Genomic DNA, 16,551 nt, shown 5'->3' on the forward strand with positions numbered 1-16,551 from the left:
CGCGTCGGACGACCGCCAGGTCAAGCTGCCTCGCGGTTCGCCGCGCCGACCCCCGCACGATCGGTCGCGGACGTCGCGGGGACGAGTTTCGGGCCTCGCCAAGGCGCGAGAATCTGCGAAGTCCAGCTCTCCGGCAACTGATGGCGGGCCGGAATCCCGAGCAAGACATCCGGTGTGACGCCCGGGCGCTGGTAGGTACCGAAGACCAGATCCCACACCGCGATCGTGCCGCCGAAGTTGACCTGCGCGAGCTTCGGATCCTTCAGGTGGTGCCAGCGATGCAGCTCCGGGGTGTCGACCAGGAGGTTGAACAGCCGACCGGACACGACATCCGCGTTCAGGTGCGGGAACATCGAATGCGTACTGATCACGACCATCACGACCGCGACCACCGGTGCGGGTACCCCGAGCAGGATCAGCGGCACCGATCGAGCAGCCACGTGATGCATGATCTCGTCGAGCCAGTGCAGGCGCCAGCCCATCAGCCAGTCGAGATTCTCCGGGCTGTGATGGACCCGGTGCGAGCGCCAGAAGATGTTGTCGCCGTGGTTGAGCCGGTGGATCCAGTAGTAGCCGAACTCGACGACGAGCAGCGCGAGGACGACCTGGAGCGCGACCGGCCAGGCCGCGGGCCAGATCCGCCAATGCCCCAGCAGAAGGTCCCGGACGTGCTGCATGCCGGGCAGCAACAGAAGCTGAATGCCGTAGTACAGCGCCGGGCTGGTGACCAGGTAAAGCACGTCCGTCCACAGTTGACTCCGGTAGCGGACCCGCGGCACCGATACGAACGGGATCAGCCGTTCCGCGATCAGCCCGGTTCCGGCGACCGCGGCGTAGACGGCGTAGACGCCGACCGACGAACCGCCGGCGACGGCCAGTACGCCGAACGCAGGAAAGACGAGCACGAAAAGGTACGGCAGGCCGTACCGCAAGAGGGTCCGGGCTCTTCCGGTCGATGACATCGGCGTCTCCTCGCGTCCGATCTTCCTCCGAGCGGGGCAGTCCGGTCAGAACCGGGCCGTATCCCCATCAGTGGCACAGATGCTGCGGCGATCACACGAACCCGCCCAGGGTCCGCAGACCTACCCGGCGAATCCGGGCCGGCCCGTGCCAACCAGTTGGCCTCGCCATCCCCTCCGCCAATATTCCTTTGTTCCCAAGGGATTCGGCTTCCGCGAGAAATCATCCGGGCGAACGCGAATGCTCGCTTGTGGCGGATTCGTTGCCAGCAGGCCGATCCTGTACAACCGCGCTGATTGTGGGCCCGGGGACCCTGGGAGATCGTTATCACAGAAGCAACCATCAGCGCATCGGATACCACCGCTCCCTCCCCCCAAGGAGTCCCGATGCCTTCCAGTCCGCCCCCACCCCTCAACCCCGGTCATGAAGCGGTCGCCGCCGCGATGACCTACACCCAGCACTACCCGCGACGCGTCGAGGCCGTCCGCCGCGCGCTGCCTTACCTGTTCCTCGGCGTCTACCCGACGCTCGGGGTAATCGCGACATTGCACGGCTCCTGGTTCGGCATCCTCGCGATTTACGGGGTTGTGGAAATCAGCGCGATCCTCGCCGAGCGGTTCCTGCCCTTCGTCCGCCCTGCCGCGCACAACCGCTGGCGGAACCGCGTCACCGACATCATCTATCTCGTGACCAGTCCGCTGCTGCTGCTCGCGCTGCAGCAGACTGTGGTGCCCTGGATGGGAAACCTCCGGCACAGCCTCCTCGGCGACACCGCCTACTGGGCGACCGGGTTGCCGACCGCAGTGCAGGTCGCACTCGTGCTGATCGGCATGGAATTCACCTATTACTGGGCGCACCGGCTCAGCCACAGCAACAACATCTTCTGGCGCTCGCATCGGATCCATCACAGCCCGGACAACGTCGACTGGCTCATGGGCTGGCGCATCCACTGGCTCAACGAGGCCTTGCATCTGGTCGCCCGCTTCGTGCCCGTGATTCTCCTCGGCGTGCCGACCCCCGTCGTCGCGCTGGCCCTGGTCATCGTCAACGTGCACTCGATGTTCCCGCACATCAACGCCGACGTGCATTCCGCACGCCTGCTCACCAAGGTGGTCAACACCCCGGAAATGCACCGCTGGCACCACGTCGTCGACCCGGCGGCCGCGGGCAACTACGCCTCCACGTTCATGTTGTGGGACCAGGTCTTCGGCACCTACCGGTCCCCGATCCTTCCGCCCACCACCGAATTCGGCATTGAGCCCGAGGAACTGAAGAATGTTCCGCCGTCCTGGTCGCAGCAAATCCTCTCTCCCCTGCGCAAGAACGCCGCGGACCGCTACTCGAAAGCAGGCCGGCCATGACATCCCCCATTCTGACCCCCGCAAGCGAGCACACTGTCATCCCGGCTCAGCGGTCCCCCGGCGCCACGACCGTCGCCGTCGACGTGGTCCTTCCGGTATACAACGAAATCGTCGCCCTGGAGCCCAGTCTCCGACGGCTGCACACCTACCTCACCGAGGAATTCCCGTTCACGTTCCGGATCACGATCGCCGACAACGCCAGCACCGACGGTACCGACCAGTTGGCCGCCGAGCTCGCCGGGCAGCTGCCGAACGTGCGGGCGATCCGGCTTCCGGAGAAGGGACGCGGCCGGGCGCTGCGCGCCGTCTGGTCCACTTCGGACGCTGATGTTCTGACCTATATGGACATTGACCTCTCCACCGACCTCGCGGCTTTGCTGCCTTTGGTGGCACCGCTCCTGTCCGGGCACTCGGACCTGGCGATCGGGTCCCGGCTCTCGCGCAGTTCCCGGGTTGTCCGCGGACCGAAACGCGAGGTGATCTCGCGGTGCTACAACCTGATCCTCCGCGGCACGCTCTCGGCGAAGTTCTCCGACGCCCAATGCGGCTTCAAGGCGATCCGCCGCGAGGTCGCCGAGCGGCTGCTGCCGCTCGTCCAGGACACCGGCTGGTTCTTCGACACCGAAATGCTCGTTCTCGCGGAACGAGCAGGGCTGAGAATCCACGAGGTCCCGGTCGACTGGGTTGACGACCCGGACAGCCGGGTGAATATCATCTCGACCGCGCTCGCGGACTTGCGGGGCGTCGCCCGACTCACCAAGGCGTTCCTCACCGGCGCTCTGCCCATGACCGAACTGCGGGAAGCGCTAGGGCGGGACCGGTTAGCGGAAGCGGTGCCCGGCACCTCACGCGGGATGGCGGCGCAGCTCATCCGTTTCGGCGGAATCGGCGTGCTCAGCACCCTCGCCTACCTGTTGCTGTATGGCCTGCTGCGAGGCGCTGTCGGGCCGTTCTCCGCCAACCTGATCGCGTTGCTCACCACCGCGGTCGCCAACACCGCGGCGAACCGGCGGCTCACCTTCGGGATCAGAGGCCGCCACAACCGAGGACGGCAACAGGCCGAAGGGCTCATCGTGTTCGGCATCGGCCTGCTCCTGACGACCGGCGCTCTCGGCGGCCTTGCTTTGGCGGTGCCTCATGCCGGCCGCCCGCTCGAACTCGGAGTCCTGGTGGCCGCGAACCTGGCCGCCACTGTGCTGCGGTTCCTGCTGTTCCGCTCCTGGGTCTTCCATCCGCGCCGCGGCTCGGCCTGAGCACCTTCGCCAAAGGAGAGAGCCCATGTCCGTCGCACCTCCGCCGACCGCTTCCGCTGCTGATTCCGCATCTTCGCCGACCGGATCAAACGACACTGCGAGCAGGCCGACCGGCTCGAGGCGGTCCCGCTGGCTGCTGTTCGTCCTCCTCGGCTTGACCGCGGTGCTTTACTCCTGGCATTTCGGCTCAGACCAGGCAAGCAGCTACTACGCGTCGTGGGTCCAAGCGAGCGCGCAGAGCTGGAAAGCGTTCTTCTTCGGAGCGACGGATCAGACTGCCTTCATCACTACCGACACCCCTCCCGCGCCACTGTGGGTCATGGGGATCTCCGCCCGGATCTTCGGGTTCAATACCTGGAGCATGCTCGTGCCCCAGGCAATCGAGGGAGTCGCCACGGTTTGGCTGCTCTGCGCCACGGTCCGAAGGTGGGCGTCGCCGGCGGCGGGTCTCGTCGCCGGCGGCGTTCTGGCGGTAACGCCGGTCGCAGCGCTGATCTTCCGGTACAACCGGCCGGACGCACTGCTAGTCCTCCTGCTCGTGGCTGCCGCGTACTGCGTGGTTCGAGCAATGGAACGAGCCAGCGCGCAGTGGATGCTGGCCGCCGGCAGTTGCCTCGGGTTCGCCTTTCTCACCAAGTTCGTCCAGGCGTTTCTCGTCCTGCCAGCATTCGTGCTGGTCTACCTCGTGGCGGCACCCGCCTCACTGCGGCGCAGGATCGGCCATGTTCTCCTGGCCGGCGGCGCGATGGCTGTCTCGGCAGGATGGTGGATCGCGATCGTGGCGGTGTGGCCCGCCGGCAGCCGTCCCTACATCGGGGAAACCCAGCACAACAGCATCCTCGAACTCGTCTTCGGGTCGAACGGCATCAACCGGGTGAGCGGCAGCGCTGCTCCCGCGGGGGCGCCGGATTCACCCGGCCCCTTCAGGTTGACAGACAGCGTCCTCGGCGGCCAGGTCGGCTGGCTCGTCCCCGCTGCGGTGCTTTTGCTAAGCGCGCTCATTTGGCTGCCCAAGCCGCGCTTGCCGCGCAGCGACCCGCGGCGCAAATCGGTGCTGCTCTGGGGTGCCTGGCTAGCAGTCACCGGGATCGTCCTCAGCTTCATGCCGGGCCACTTCCTCGCGGTCTACACAGCCGAACTCGCACCGGCGGTGGCCGCTGTGGTCGGGGTCGGCGGTGTCCTCTGCTGGAACCGGCGCGGAGAACTGAAGGCCCGATGGATTCTCGTCGGGGCAGTGTTCACGACCGTCGCGGAGGCACTGTTCGTGCTCGGCCAGACACCGGAGTGGCTGCCGTTGCTGCGCCCCACGCTGCTGGTCGCCGGGTTGATCACGGTTGCCGCGATGGTGTACAAACCCGGGCGCTTCGCTGCCGCCGCGGCGATCGTCGTCGGCCTGACCGGACCGGTGGCCTACAGCATCTGCACCGTGTCAGCCCTGCCTGCGAGCGAGGAACCGACAGCGGGCCCGGTGGACCACGGAGCGGTTTCGTCCGAGGGCCTCGGAGCGCACCTCGTCACCGTGCTCAGCACAAACTCCAGCGCCTACTCCTGGGCGGTCGCCACGGTTTCCGGACAGGCCGCAGCACGCTACCAGTTGGCTATCAACGCTCCAGTCATGACAATCGGCGGGTACTTCGGCACTGACCCCGTACCAGCGCCGCCGGACTTCCAGCGATTCACCCGAGCGCACCGTATCCACTTCTTCGTCGCCGGAGAAGCACGCGGAACCGGCTACAGCACTCAGATCACTGACTGGGTCACGCGAACCTTCACCGAGACCGAGATCGACGGCGTCCGCGTCTACGACCTGACGAGGCCCCGATGAGCGCCGTCATTGAAGCACGGCCGACACGATTCTCTGGCGTCCGCAAGCTGCTCGGCCAGCTAATGCGATACAGCGCAGTCGGAATCGTGACGACACTCGGTTATCTGACGGTGTTCGCGGTCCTTCGGACCTTCCTTGGTCCGTTCGTCGGGAACGGGATCGCGCTGGTCCTCGCGTCGTTGTCCAGCACAGCCGCGAATCGGCGGCTGACCTTCGGCGTCGTCGGGGCGCATCGGCGCGGGCGGCAATTCCTCGAAGGCTTCCTGATCTTCTGTGCCGGGCTGGCGTTGACCAGCGGAGCGCTGGCCGTCGTGGACAATGTCGGTTCACCCGGGTTCCGCTTGGCCGAGCTCGGCCTGCTGGCGGCAGCGAAACTGTCCGGCGGAATCCTGCGGTTCGCACTCTTCCGCGTCTGGGTGTTCCACCCACGCAGGCTGTCGGCATGAGCACGGCCACGCCCCGGCACCGCCGGATTCGGACCTGGCTGTTGGTCTCGTGGACGGCTGGGCTGATTGCCTGCTCGGCCGTCATCGTCATTCCATTGCCGCGGACTGAGCCGCTTTGGCTGCTCTACTTGGGCATCAGCTCGTTTTCGCTGTGGCTGGCACCGTTGAGCGCGGGCGCGGTGATCCTCGTTGTGCTCTGGCGGGCTCAGACGAGCCGGCGGCTCCGCATCGCCGCCGCGCTCGCCGCGGCGGCCGGACTCACCACCGCGATACTGCCGCTCGGCCTGGCCAGGCAGGCTGCCATCGAGACCGGGACGTCCCTGTCCGCGGCAGACTATCTCCGGGGAGGGATCAACTTCTCGTCGGACCCCGATCCGGCGCGCGCCAAGATCTACGCCACGCAAGACGGTCAGCCGCTGCCGCTCGACTTCTGGCCGCCCACGCACCTGAGCACGCGGCCCTCGCCGGCAGTCGTGTGGCTGCACGGCGGCGGATTCACGGTGGGCAAGCAAAGCAGGTATCCGCGGTGGGACGAATGGCTGTCCGGGCGGGGCTTCGCGGTGTTCGATGTCGCGTATCGGCTTTCGCCCCCGGCACGGTGGGCCGATGCGGTTGGTGACGTGAAATGCGCACTGGGCTGGATCGTACGGCACGCGACCGCGCTCGGCGTCGACCCGCAGCAGATCGTCCTCGCCGGCCAGTCCGCCGGCGGCGCTCTCGCACTCCAGGCGGCCTACACGACCGGCGACCCGACCCTGCCTTCCAGTTGCTCCGCCCCTGATGTCCCAGTCCGCGCAGTCGTCGCGCTCTACCCGCTGACCGATCTCACCGCAGGCTGGAACAGCGACTTCAACGGCGAACTGCGGGATTCGGTCTCGGAGTACATCGGCGGAACTCCGTTGACTCAGCCGGAACGGTACCGCGGCGCGTCGCCGGTCGCTCATGTTCATCCGGGCGACCCGCCGACGCTGCTGATAGCCGGCACTCATGATTCGGTCGCCGGACCGCAGGCACCTCGCCTCGATGCGGCTCTGCGCACCTCGGCGATTCCGTGCACGTTCGTCTCCATTCGCGGTGCCGACCACGGGTTCGACATCCAGTGGGGCGGCTGGGCCGCGCAGATCGCCCGCCACGCCCTCGACGAATTCCTCCAGCGATACCTGCCGACGAACAGCTGAGAGAGGTAAAAACCATGGGACGCAACAAGGCCAAAGCCGCCGACCAACGAGCCCGCGCCGTCGTGCTCGCCTTCGTCGGCAAGAAGGGCAACGACAAACCGCAAGCGGTCGTGCGGAAGCTGATGAAGGCCGGAAAGGTCAAGCAGAAATGCTGCCGTTCCCGCGGTCGCTGCCAACGGTGCCCGGTGCTGGCGCTCCGCGCCGCCAAGAGCCTGGCTGCCTGAAGTCACGGGTTGCCCGGCAACACGATTTCGGCGAGCACCGCGCGATGATCGCTGCCCGGGAGATCGTGCACCGAGCAAGAGCGCACCTCGGCACGCAGGTCGGCCAGGACGTGGTCGATGGTTACGGGCGGCCAAGAGCGCCGGACCGCACCGGGCCACGTCGGCCGCAAACCAGCACCGGCCGCCGCGGCGGCGTCCCGGTAGCCGCTCGCCATCAGGTCGCGCAGGACGCGATGATCCAAAGTCGCGTTGAGGTCGCCGGCGAGGACCCGCACCGGACCGCTGCCAACGGCCCGGGGCAGGTCTGCCACGGCGGCGTACCAGAGGCTGGGGCCTTTCCGGCTCATTGGCCAGATGGGATGCGCCGCGAAGACCTCGAGCAGACGACCGTCCGCCAGCCGCACGATCCCGCCGACCGCGTATGGACGCTCAGCCGTGACGGACACGATCGAGTGCCGCGACGCCAGCCCGGTGTCCCGGCCCCTTCCGAGCACATTGTCGAAGAGCACATGCGGCATCTCGTCGGCCAGCCCGGCGTGTTTCAGGTTCTGCACCGCGTCGACGGTGAGTTCCTGCAAGCAGAGCAGGTCAACGCGATGTTCCCGGACCAGTTCGACCAAAGCTGCCGCATCCGCGCGGCCGCGGAGGAGATTCGCGGTCAGGACGCGCACCGACGTGCCTGCCGAATTCGAGGGCTGCGACCACGCCCGCGGGGCGACGAACGCCGACGCCAGAACCGTAATGGTCGCGGCCAGACCGCCAACTGCCCAGCGACCCAGCGCAAAAGAAACCGCGGCGAGCAGACATCCGGCCGGGACGCAGTACGGAAACAGCGCGGCCAGAGCCGCCACCGGACGTCCGCGTTTGCAGGACGCGAATCTCGTGGCGAGCATCGCCAAGGGGACAGCGGCGAGCGCGAGCAGGATCAAATCGAGCAATGCACCTCCACAGACTGCCGGAAACACCATGGAACCCGTCAGCGGCAGGTCGGGTGAGCTCGACCCGAGCCACGGAGACGAATGGGCACTCTTTCAGCGCGCAGGTGGGCAGCCGTACCGGGTCTAGCACGGATTCCGGGGCAGGCCGACCGGAGCGCAACGCCGCCTAGCTCGGCTCTTGCGGCTCTCGGACGTTCTCGCCGCGCACAGTGCCGATCTTGGCCGCGGGTTCCCCTGAACGGCCGGGGTCTGCGGGCCCTGGGTGGCCTACGCAACCTACTCCATGGTTATGGGCCGACCAGGAAGCGCAGCGGCCGCAGACGGAGATCGATGATGGCGGAAAACTGGGATGTAGTAGTGATCGGCGCAGGCGCTATCGGACTCATGACCGCGCAAGCCCTCGCCGACCGTGATCCGCGGCTGCGGATCGCCGTCTTCACCGGCCCGGGTTCCGGCGGTGCCTCGGCCTCTTCGGGCGCGATGATCGCGCCGTTCACCGAGCTCACCGCCGCAGGCTTGCGCGAGCCAGACCATGCCGAGCGCCTCCAGTACGCGCGGCGGGCAGCGGCGCTGTGGCGCGACCACCTCGCGCGGTTCGACGACGGCGACCTCATCACGTCCGACGGCGTTGTCCTGATCGCCAACACTGTCTCGACCGACCTGGCAGATCACAACTACCGGGCGATAAAGTCGGCGCTCCGAGCCGAAACCGCCGACTTCGAGCAACTGGACCCGGCCGAGCTCGGCCGCGGTGTTTCGCCTGCCTGGCATGCCCGCCCCACCGAAGCGATACTGGTCCACGAGGAGTACGCCTTCGATGCGAGGGCCGCATTCGCCCTCATGACCGGCAACTGGACCAGTCGATGCAACATCCGGCTGGTCCAGGCCTGCGCGAAGCTCCGGCACGAGTCTCCGAGCTCCGCTCCCGACGTCATCGACGACACCGGTCAAGTCCACAGCGCGGGAGCCGTGGTCGTCGCGGCAGGCGCCTGGACCCGGGACCTGTTCCCCGACGACGACCGGAGACTGCTGCCTCCGGTGTTCTCGGGCGTCGGCATGGCCCTGCTCGTCGCTCAGCCCGCGGTGCCGATTCCCTTGGCGGTCCGGACTCCGAACGAGTCCTTCGCGTGCGGCCTGCACGCGGTTCCGCAGCGCGACGGCCTGCTCTACCTCGGGGAGACGAGCCAACTTGCCGTGCACCCCGCACTGCACGCTCCGTTGGGAGCCATCGAACACCTCGCCCGGTCCTCGGTCCGGCAACTGAGCACCCGGCTCGCCGAGACCCGTCACTTGGGCACGCTGACCGGCAACCGTCCGGTGAGTCTTGACCTAGACCCGGTCATCGGACGGACCGCGCTCGCCAATGTCCACGTCGCGACCGGAACCGGCAGAGAAGGGCTTGCCCTGTCCCCCGTGATCGGCGAGTACCTGGCAGGCCAAGTCCTCGCCGGCCATGGCAACGACATCAAGCTGTGGGACCCGCAACGACCGCCGCAGCAGGCCTGGACCGCGGAGGCCGCCGCCGCGGAGGTTGTCCGCAACACCATGTGCTCATTCGCCGAGAAGGAAGGAAAGTTCGCCTTCGCCGGCTGGTACGAACAGGCGCCGCGGGTGCTGGCCGCGCACGCCGAGCAGGTCTACGAGAACCTGCCGGCGGGCTTTGTGATCGAACCCGCCCTCTGCGACCTCTATCTCCGCGATCCGGAATCGATGACACCCATTCTCGACGAGTACCTGCAAGCCTGGGGATGGCACCGTTGAGCATCGTCGTCGAGTGCGTAAGCAAGCGTTATGGCGCAGTTCAGGCGCTGGACGGAATCAGTTTCACCGTCCAGGAGGGGACTGTCCTCGGGCTTCTCGGGCCCAGCCGGTCAGGGAAGACGACCATGATCCGGCTGCTGGCCACGTTGCTCGCCCACGACTCCGGCCGGATCCTCGTCGACGGGCTCGACATCTACCGAGACGCGCGCATGCTGCGCACCAGGCTCGGTCTGGCCGGCCAGTTCGTGTCGCTCGTCCCTCAACTCACCGGGTACGAGAACCTCGTGATGGCGGGACGGCTGTGCGGGCTCGGCAGGCATCGCAGCCGCTCCCGCGCCGCGGAGCTCGTCGACCAGTTCGACCTCAGCGAGGTGGCGGACCGCCGCCTTGACCGGTGCAGCTGCCTTGTCCGGTGCAAGTTCGGCCTGGCCGCGGCCCTGGTGCACGAGCCGAGGGTCCTCCTCCTCGACGAACCCGCTCTCGGGCTCGACGCGGCAACACGCATGCGCTTGTGGGACGCAGTCGGCAATCGGGTGCTGGGAGGCCGGACAGTTCTCCTCGCCACTCAGTGTCTTGAGGAGGCTGACCTGCTCGCACGGCGCATCACGGTCATCGACTGCGGCCAGGTGGTCGCCGAGGGCACCGGCGACGAAGTCAAGGCGCTGACCGGCGGCGTGTGCCTTGAGGCAGAACTGAGGAATGACGGCGATCTCGCGGCCGCCCAAGCCGTGCTCTCGCCGATCGCCGACGCACCTTTGGTCACGGACCTGCGCACTCTCCGGATTCGCACACCGACCGCACGCGGGGCGGAATTGCTCAGCGAAGCGGTCCGGATCCTGAGCCAGAACGGCGTCCAGGTACGCGAAATCGGGCTCCGGCTCCCTACGCTCGGCGATGTCCTCCAAGCCGTCGGCCAGCGCGCCGTCGCGGACCGGAAATGAACGCGTTCGGCCGGATGGTGTCGGACGGCTTGGTGATCGCCCGGTGCAACCTCGTCAAGGGCATGCGCGCCCCGAAACGCGTCGTGGTGTGCCTGTTGTCCTCCATCCTGTTGCTGCTGCTGTTCGACTACGTGTTCGGCAGCGTCGTTGCGGTCCCGGCCGGGTCTTATCGGGAGTTCTTCCTGCCCGGAATTCTCACCTGCTCGATGGTCTTCACCTGCACGACGACGAGCACAACGCTCGCCGCTGAACTGCGCGGCGGCACAGTTGACAGAATCCGTGCCCTCCCAACCTCTCGCGGCACGGTTCTCGTCGGGCGGACGGTCAGCGATCTCGTGACTGGCGCCCTCGTCGTGACCGCGATTTCGTCCGCAGGCCTGGCAATCGGCTGGCGGCCGCACGCGTCGGTGTGGTCTGTCCTCGCCGGCTACGCGGTCCTCTACGGATTCGCCTTCGCATTCTCATGGTTGACGCTCGTCGCGGCGTTCCTGGCTCGCGGACGAAATGCTGGCTTCTTCGCCTTGCTCCCGACGGCTGCCATTGCCCGGACGTTCGTGGACACCACGCATTTTCCAGTGCCGCTCAGGACGGTCGCTGACTGGAATCCGATCTCTGCAGTCGCAGAAAGTACTCGAACGCTGCTTAGCGACGCGACGGCCCTGCGCTCGACGGCACCGAGCTGGCCGATGCAGCATCCGATCGTCGCCTCACTGGCGTGGACCACGGCTCTCCTGGTGCTCTTCGTTCCGGTCGCGCTCTCGGTTTACGCCGACCCCTCGGGGAGGATCCGCAGCACCGCGTCATCGCCCGAACGCACGCCGGGTTAGTAGGGAGACTCTGGAGATTCGCGCCTGACGCCCGTTTCCCTGCACCAGAGGGTCCACCGTGTTCCGCTGGGGCACCGGGCGCAAGTGCCGCCTCGCCCACGGAGAACTCGAAATCGATCACGAGCACTTCCTTGGGCAGTCAGCACTTCTTTGCATCGGCACCGGGCAGCGGGCAACCCTCCTCCGACCAACCAGGGTCCGGAGGCCCACTTGACGAACGTTCGAACGAGAGGCGGCGGTAGTTCAGCAGGACGGAAAACCTTGCCCTTTTGGCTCCGCGGCGACGTCGGCGATGACGCGGAAATGAACTCGGCGAGGTGCTCGATGAACAGTCTTTTCCCAGGGTTTTCCCGGCCGCGGGGCCAGGAGAGGCTGGGGCTGTGCAGAACGCATCAGAAGAAGCTCACGGCGGCCGCGTCGCGGTAGACCTCGAGGAACTGCAACAGCTCAGCGAAGGGTTCCGGTCGGCCGCGGCAAACCTCCGGGCCCGCATCGACCAGTTCCGGACGACGGCAGCACCTACCGGCGACGCCTTCGGCAAGCTCGGAGCGTCCCGGTCGGCCGCGGTGGCCGACCGGGACATCACCGGGTCGATGCTCGACAATCTCGGCCAACTGCACCGCGACCTCGAAAACACAGCTGACGCATTGGCCGAAGCAGTTCGTCAGCATCGCACCGCTCTCGCCGGATCAGTCTCGACCGCACAGCAGATGCTGCTCTCTATTCGGCCCGCAGAATCATGACCGTGACCACGACCTCCGCACTCGCGTCGCTGCGGATTCCCGATCCAGGCGGAAACCCCGCAGCTCAACGATTGACTGCGACGGCTTGGCATGATCTCGCCGGCCACCTTCAGGAACAGTCCGCACATCTGACTGAACTGTCCGGACGGGCCGGCCGAGCGTGGCAAGGAGGCGGCGCAGACAGTTTCCGAGCCCAGGCGCAAGCACTGGCTGACAAAGCCGCGATCGGGGCGCACGCGGCCAGCCAGGTCGCCAATACCCGGGACAGCCATGCCGAGAAGCACCAGCAGGTTCTCGAACTGCTCCGCCAGATCGGCATCGAAATTGCTGCCATGCTTGGTTTCTGGGCTGCCGCGGCCGCCGTCCCGCCCTTGCTGGCGGCAGCGGACGCCTGGCTCTCCGCATTGGCCGTCCAAGGCGGTCGCATCGTCCAGTTACTGGCCCGTGCGCTGGCGGACCTAGTCGGATTCCTCGTGCGAAGCCGGGCGTGGATCCAGGAAGTAATGGGCCTGACCTGGCGCACAGAACGCTTTTCGCTGGGCTACGGGCGCATGATCACCGAGGGAATCCGCGACGCGGTGCTGGACGTGTCGTCCAATTCCGTCACCTCCGCTATTCTGGGCAAGAAGATCGATCCGGGACAGCTCGCGAAGAGTGCCGGCCTTAGTTTCCTCGTTGGCGGATTGATCGGAGGACTCGAAAAATCCGGCACGAGCAGAGTCCTCGACAACTTGGGCAAGGTGAAGCGGACACCGGACGGCCTGCCGGTTTTCCGGAGTTTCAGCGATCAGGCGAAGTCGGCCGTCAACTCGCTCGGCCGACACAACCCGGCCACCCCGGTCAGAGCAGCGCCGAGTGAGAAGGCGCTGTTGTTCGGTGAACTCGACGAGAGCTCGCGGATCGCGCGGGGGCTAGGTCTCCGCGGTCACGCGGCCGAGAAGGCGGCACTCGAGCAAGAACTCGAGACCCTCCGGTCGGTCCAGCAACGGACGATCGACCGGCATACCGACGCCGGAAGGTTCTCCGACGATGCCGCTGAGCGCGCGATCGCGCTGCGGAATACTGTGACCGACCGCGCAAAAGCAGCGAAGGCGGCCGCGGACGATCTGCGAACCGCCTGGGTGAACGGTGTGGATGACGTGGGCCTGCGCTCGGCAACCCGCCAGCACGCCGACGCCCTGGCGGCCCTCGAATCCGCTTCTCGGCAAGCCGCAGGCGGCGACCGAGCAGCAGCCCGAGCTCGGCTGGCGATGCGGGCGACTGAGGCTGAGACCGCTGCGGTGCAGGCGCGAGTACACACGGCAACGGATCGGCTCCACTCCAGCGTCCGCTGGCAGGAAGCGCGGGATGCGGTGCGGCAGAACACCAGTGTGCGCGAGCAGTGGTCGGACGCATGGGAGCGCAACGTCTGGCGCGATGGCTTCGCCACGCGAAAGCCGGTTACGGAGACCCTCCTCTATGACACGCCTCGCTACTTCGTGAAAGGCGCGGCCACTAATGCCGCGAAAAGCGCTGCCGAGCCCGGGGCCACACCGGCCAGCGTGGCGCGGCGCGCCCTCATCGGCGGCTCTACCAGCGCGCTGCGCGGCGCCCTCAACTCATTCGCCGACAACCTCGTCTACCCGAAGAGCGGCATCGAGGAGACCCTGTGGAAGCTCGGTCTCAAGGGCGTCGACAACTTTGTGTCCGCGAAGGTCAACCCGACCCCGAATCCGCCTGCCATCTCCTGATCGGCCCGTTCCGACGGAGTGCACTCGAACACCCGCACATGGTTCCCTACCGCGCCCTGAACATGCGCGCCGGGCGCATGACGGTCCGCGCCCCGTCTACCGTGCCGTTGAGCGGCCGACGGCGAAGGAGAACCCCGGTGCCCGACGACAACATCAAGGTCGAACCGCAAGCGCTCGGCCGGTGCGCCAAGGCGCTCAAGGAACAGGCCGGGCCAGTCGGATCCGCAGCTGACAATCTCCCCTCGGACTACCAGAACGACGGGCTCGGTCAGGGCGTCCTCGACGGCGCGGAGACCCTCCGAGCCGCCGTCGCGAAGTTGCTGACCGCGTTGAAAACGGATACAGCGACTCTCAAATCGATGCTGGAGGACAGCGAGCGAGCGCTCGACGACGCCTCGAGAAAGTACTCCAGCACATCGGACAAGATCGGCGACGACGCGAAAACAGTCAACTCCTCGGTGTCGGACAGCGGGGAGTGAGTCCATGGGCGAATCGTTTCCCTACGCCAACAACCCGAACTACCAGGAATACGACCAGGTCGCGAGCACTCTCGCCAGCGCCGATCCGAGCGTTCCGGGTTCGCTTTCCACCGCTCTCCAGAAGGCAGCGCACACCTTGGAGGACGTCGGCGGCCCGGTGAAGTCCGCGCTCGCCGACCTTGCGAACGACTGGACGGGCACCGCTGCGACGACGTTCCAGAAGTACGGCAGCCAGCTCGCGCCTGCCGCCGAAGTGCTCCGGCTGGCGTTTGCCGACTCCAGCATGACGCTTGACACGGTGAGCAAAGCCATGGACTACGGCAAACAGGCAACCGCCAGCCTGCAGAGTGAGATCGAGAGCATCTACCAGGACCTCTCCGCTCTGTCCAGCCAGGTGGACAAAGGCACGATCGACGACTCGGTGTCGCAGCTGTATCGGAACGCGACCGGCCTGGCCAAGCAAATCCAGTCGACTGTGAGCGGGCTGCTGACCAGTGCGACTGACAAGATCAACTCGATCCTCGGTGCAGTGGACAGCGCGTTCGGGGCGATGAAGACGATCGGCGGCGACGACCAGACCCTGAGTTCACCGGAACATCCCGCCCTACGTCAGCCCGACCATGCTGCCGACAGCAACGACGGATCCGGAGACTCGAAAGACGACGGCAACGACAAGTCCGCTAAGGACGGTGGCGACAACCACCACGACTCCGAGCACAGCCACGGCAATCATAGCGGCTCGGACACAGACACTGGCGACGGCAACGACAGCTCCGACGACGGCGAGAGTACCGGAGACCGTCGTGACGGCGCGGCGAAGACCGGTGCCGACAGCACTGGCAACCACCCGGATAGCGGCTCCGGGACTGGGAATTCCTCTGGTTCTGGCAGCGGTTCGCCGCATTCCGCCGCGCCGCCCACCGGAACTGGCGCAGTCCCGACTACCAGCACAAACGGAGCGCCGGCCACCGGACACGACACCGCTTCCCCGGCGACCGGAACCGACAAGCCGCCAAAGGCAGGGCGCGGGACGTCGTCCTCGTCGCAAGGCGCGGCTCCTGCGAACGGTTCAGCCGTTCCCGCACCGGGCGAGGCCGGCCACGGCGAGCCCGGCCGGGCGGGTGGTCCGGGCAACCAAGCCTCCGCGGGAGGCCACGCCGACACCAGCACTCCGCTCAAGCATTCCGGCGACACCGCCCACGGTGAATGCCACGATGGCTCCGCCGCCGCGACCCAGCCGGAACACGACGGATCGCACGGTGGTCGGCCGCCCGGTCCGGATGGACATCCGGCGACTCAGTCGGGGCACACGTCCGCAGTGGGCGACACCCGACCAGGTTCTAACTCCGACCCGCGCGGGACCCACGCCTGGACAGCCGATCAGACCAAGCACATCGCGCCCCCACCGAACAATCTTCACCAACTCCGGACGGAGACAGTGTCCGCGTCAGCCCCCTACCAGCCGCCGCAGGGAACGGTTGACGACTGGGTGGACAGTGCCCTGGACGTGCTGCGCCATCACGGCGTTCCGGTGGATCAGATCAACCGGGCAGACCTGACGACCATGCTCAACAGCGCATCTGCCAGCGGTCCTGCAGCCACCGGCCCGGGTGTGCCGACGACAGGATCCCCCGAAGGGCCGATGCAAACGCTTCCTCAGACGTTCGATCGCTACCACTTGCCCGGCTACGACAACATTCTGGACCCGGTCGACAACATCGTCGCCGGAGTTCGGTACGCCCTGGACACCTACGGCTCGCTCGCGGACGCGCCCCAGGTCGTCGCCGCCCACCAGCAGGCGGTTGCCGGAGACGTCTGATCCGGCGCCTCCAAGCGGCAATGCCGGGCATCCCATCGGATGCCCGGCATTGCCGCTCGTTGCGCC

15 protein-coding genes are annotated in these 16,551 nt (G+C 67.0%); 13 read left to right on the top strand and 2 right to left on the bottom strand.

Going from position 1 to position 16,551, the window contains the following annotated elements; translation table 11 throughout:
- Positions 1–20: 20 nt before the first annotated feature.
- On the bottom strand, positions 21–962 hold the full coding sequence (locus tag ABD156_RS25670; protein ID WP_344278725.1) for a sterol desaturase family protein: 942 nt from the start codon (positions 960–962) through the stop codon (positions 21–23).
- Between the two features lie 384 nt (positions 963–1,346).
- On the opposite strand from ABD156_RS25670, the gene ABD156_RS25675 reads away from it, so the two are divergent.
- The 6 genes from ABD156_RS25675 (at position 1,347) to ABD156_RS25700 (ending at position 7,247) form a co-directional block, all read left to right on the top strand.
- The gene (locus tag ABD156_RS25675; RefSeq protein WP_344278728.1) at positions 1,347–2,321 is read left to right on the top strand and encodes a sterol desaturase family protein; all 975 of its coding nucleotides are present in this window, start codon (positions 1,347–1,349) and stop codon (positions 2,319–2,321) included.
- Positions 2,318–3,574: a bifunctional glycosyltransferase family 2/GtrA family protein gene (locus ABD156_RS25680; protein ID WP_344278730.1), complete on the top strand. Its 1,257-nt coding sequence runs from the start codon at positions 2,318–2,320 to the stop codon at positions 3,572–3,574. Before ABD156_RS25675 ends, ABD156_RS25680 begins: the two co-directional genes overlap by 4 nt.
- Before the next feature lie 25 nt (positions 3,575–3,599).
- A complete protein-coding gene (locus tag ABD156_RS25685) occupies positions 3,600–5,399 on the top strand; it encodes an ArnT family glycosyltransferase (protein WP_344278733.1) in 1,800 nt (599 codons plus the stop codon).
- Between the two features lie 62 nt (positions 5,400–5,461).
- Positions 5,462–5,845, top strand: coding sequence for a GtrA family protein (locus tag ABD156_RS25690; RefSeq protein ID WP_344278987.1), 384 nt, complete (start codon positions 5,462–5,464; stop codon positions 5,843–5,845).
- The gene (locus ABD156_RS25695; RefSeq protein WP_344278734.1) at positions 5,842–7,023 is read left to right on the top strand and encodes an alpha/beta hydrolase; all 1,182 of its coding nucleotides are present in this window, start codon (positions 5,842–5,844) and stop codon (positions 7,021–7,023) included. The genes ABD156_RS25690 and ABD156_RS25695 overlap by 4 nt, the downstream gene beginning before the upstream one ends.
- A gap of 14 nt (positions 7,024–7,037) precedes the next feature.
- On the top strand, positions 7,038–7,247 hold the full coding sequence (locus tag ABD156_RS25700; RefSeq protein ID WP_344278735.1) for a hypothetical protein: 210 nt from the start codon (positions 7,038–7,040) through the stop codon (positions 7,245–7,247).
- Between the two features lie 2 nt (positions 7,248–7,249).
- Here the strand turns inward: ABD156_RS25700 and ABD156_RS25705 are convergent, their stop codons facing one another.
- A complete protein-coding gene (locus ABD156_RS25705; RefSeq protein WP_344278737.1) occupies positions 7,250–8,185 on the bottom strand; it encodes an endonuclease/exonuclease/phosphatase family protein in 936 nt (311 codons plus the stop codon).
- Between the two features lie 333 nt (positions 8,186–8,518).
- Between ABD156_RS25705 and ABD156_RS25710 the strand changes: the two genes are divergently transcribed.
- The 7 genes from ABD156_RS25710 (at position 8,519) to ABD156_RS25740 (ending at position 16,485) form a co-directional block, all read left to right on the top strand.
- Positions 8,519–9,946 (top strand): FAD-dependent oxidoreductase, encoded by a 1,428-nt coding sequence (locus ABD156_RS25710; protein WP_344278739.1) that lies wholly within the window; start codon positions 8,519–8,521, stop codon positions 9,944–9,946.
- Positions 9,943–10,887: an ATP-binding cassette domain-containing protein gene (locus ABD156_RS25715; protein ID WP_377927633.1), complete on the top strand. Its 945-nt coding sequence runs from the start codon at positions 9,943–9,945 to the stop codon at positions 10,885–10,887. Before ABD156_RS25710 ends, ABD156_RS25715 begins: the two co-directional genes overlap by 4 nt.
- Positions 10,888–10,919: 32 nt before the next feature.
- On the top strand, positions 10,920–11,714 hold the full coding sequence (locus ABD156_RS25720; protein ID WP_344278990.1) for an ABC transporter permease: 795 nt from the start codon (positions 10,920–10,922) through the stop codon (positions 11,712–11,714).
- 380 nt (positions 11,715–12,094) lie between these two features.
- Complete coding sequence (locus tag ABD156_RS25725) at positions 12,095–12,457, top strand: hypothetical protein (RefSeq protein ID WP_344278744.1); 363 nt, start codon at positions 12,095–12,097, stop codon at positions 12,455–12,457.
- 2 nt (positions 12,458–12,459) lie between these two features.
- Positions 12,460–14,187 (top strand): hypothetical protein, encoded by a 1,728-nt coding sequence (locus ABD156_RS25730; protein WP_344278747.1) that lies wholly within the window; start codon positions 12,460–12,462, stop codon positions 14,185–14,187.
- A 137-nt stretch (positions 14,188–14,324) separates the two neighbouring features.
- A complete protein-coding gene (locus ABD156_RS25735; RefSeq protein ID WP_344278751.1) occupies positions 14,325–14,666 on the top strand; it encodes a hypothetical protein in 342 nt (113 codons plus the stop codon).
- Between the two features lie 4 nt (positions 14,667–14,670).
- Positions 14,671–16,485: a WXG100 family type VII secretion target gene (locus ABD156_RS25740; protein WP_344278754.1), complete on the top strand. Its 1,815-nt coding sequence runs from the start codon at positions 14,671–14,673 to the stop codon at positions 16,483–16,485.
- Positions 16,486–16,551: the final 66 nt, after the last annotated feature.

The sequence above is a fragment of the Amycolatopsis albidoflavus genome (assembly GCF_039525725.1).
Lineage (GTDB): Bacteria > Actinomycetota > Actinomycetes > Mycobacteriales > Pseudonocardiaceae > Amycolatopsis > Amycolatopsis albidoflava.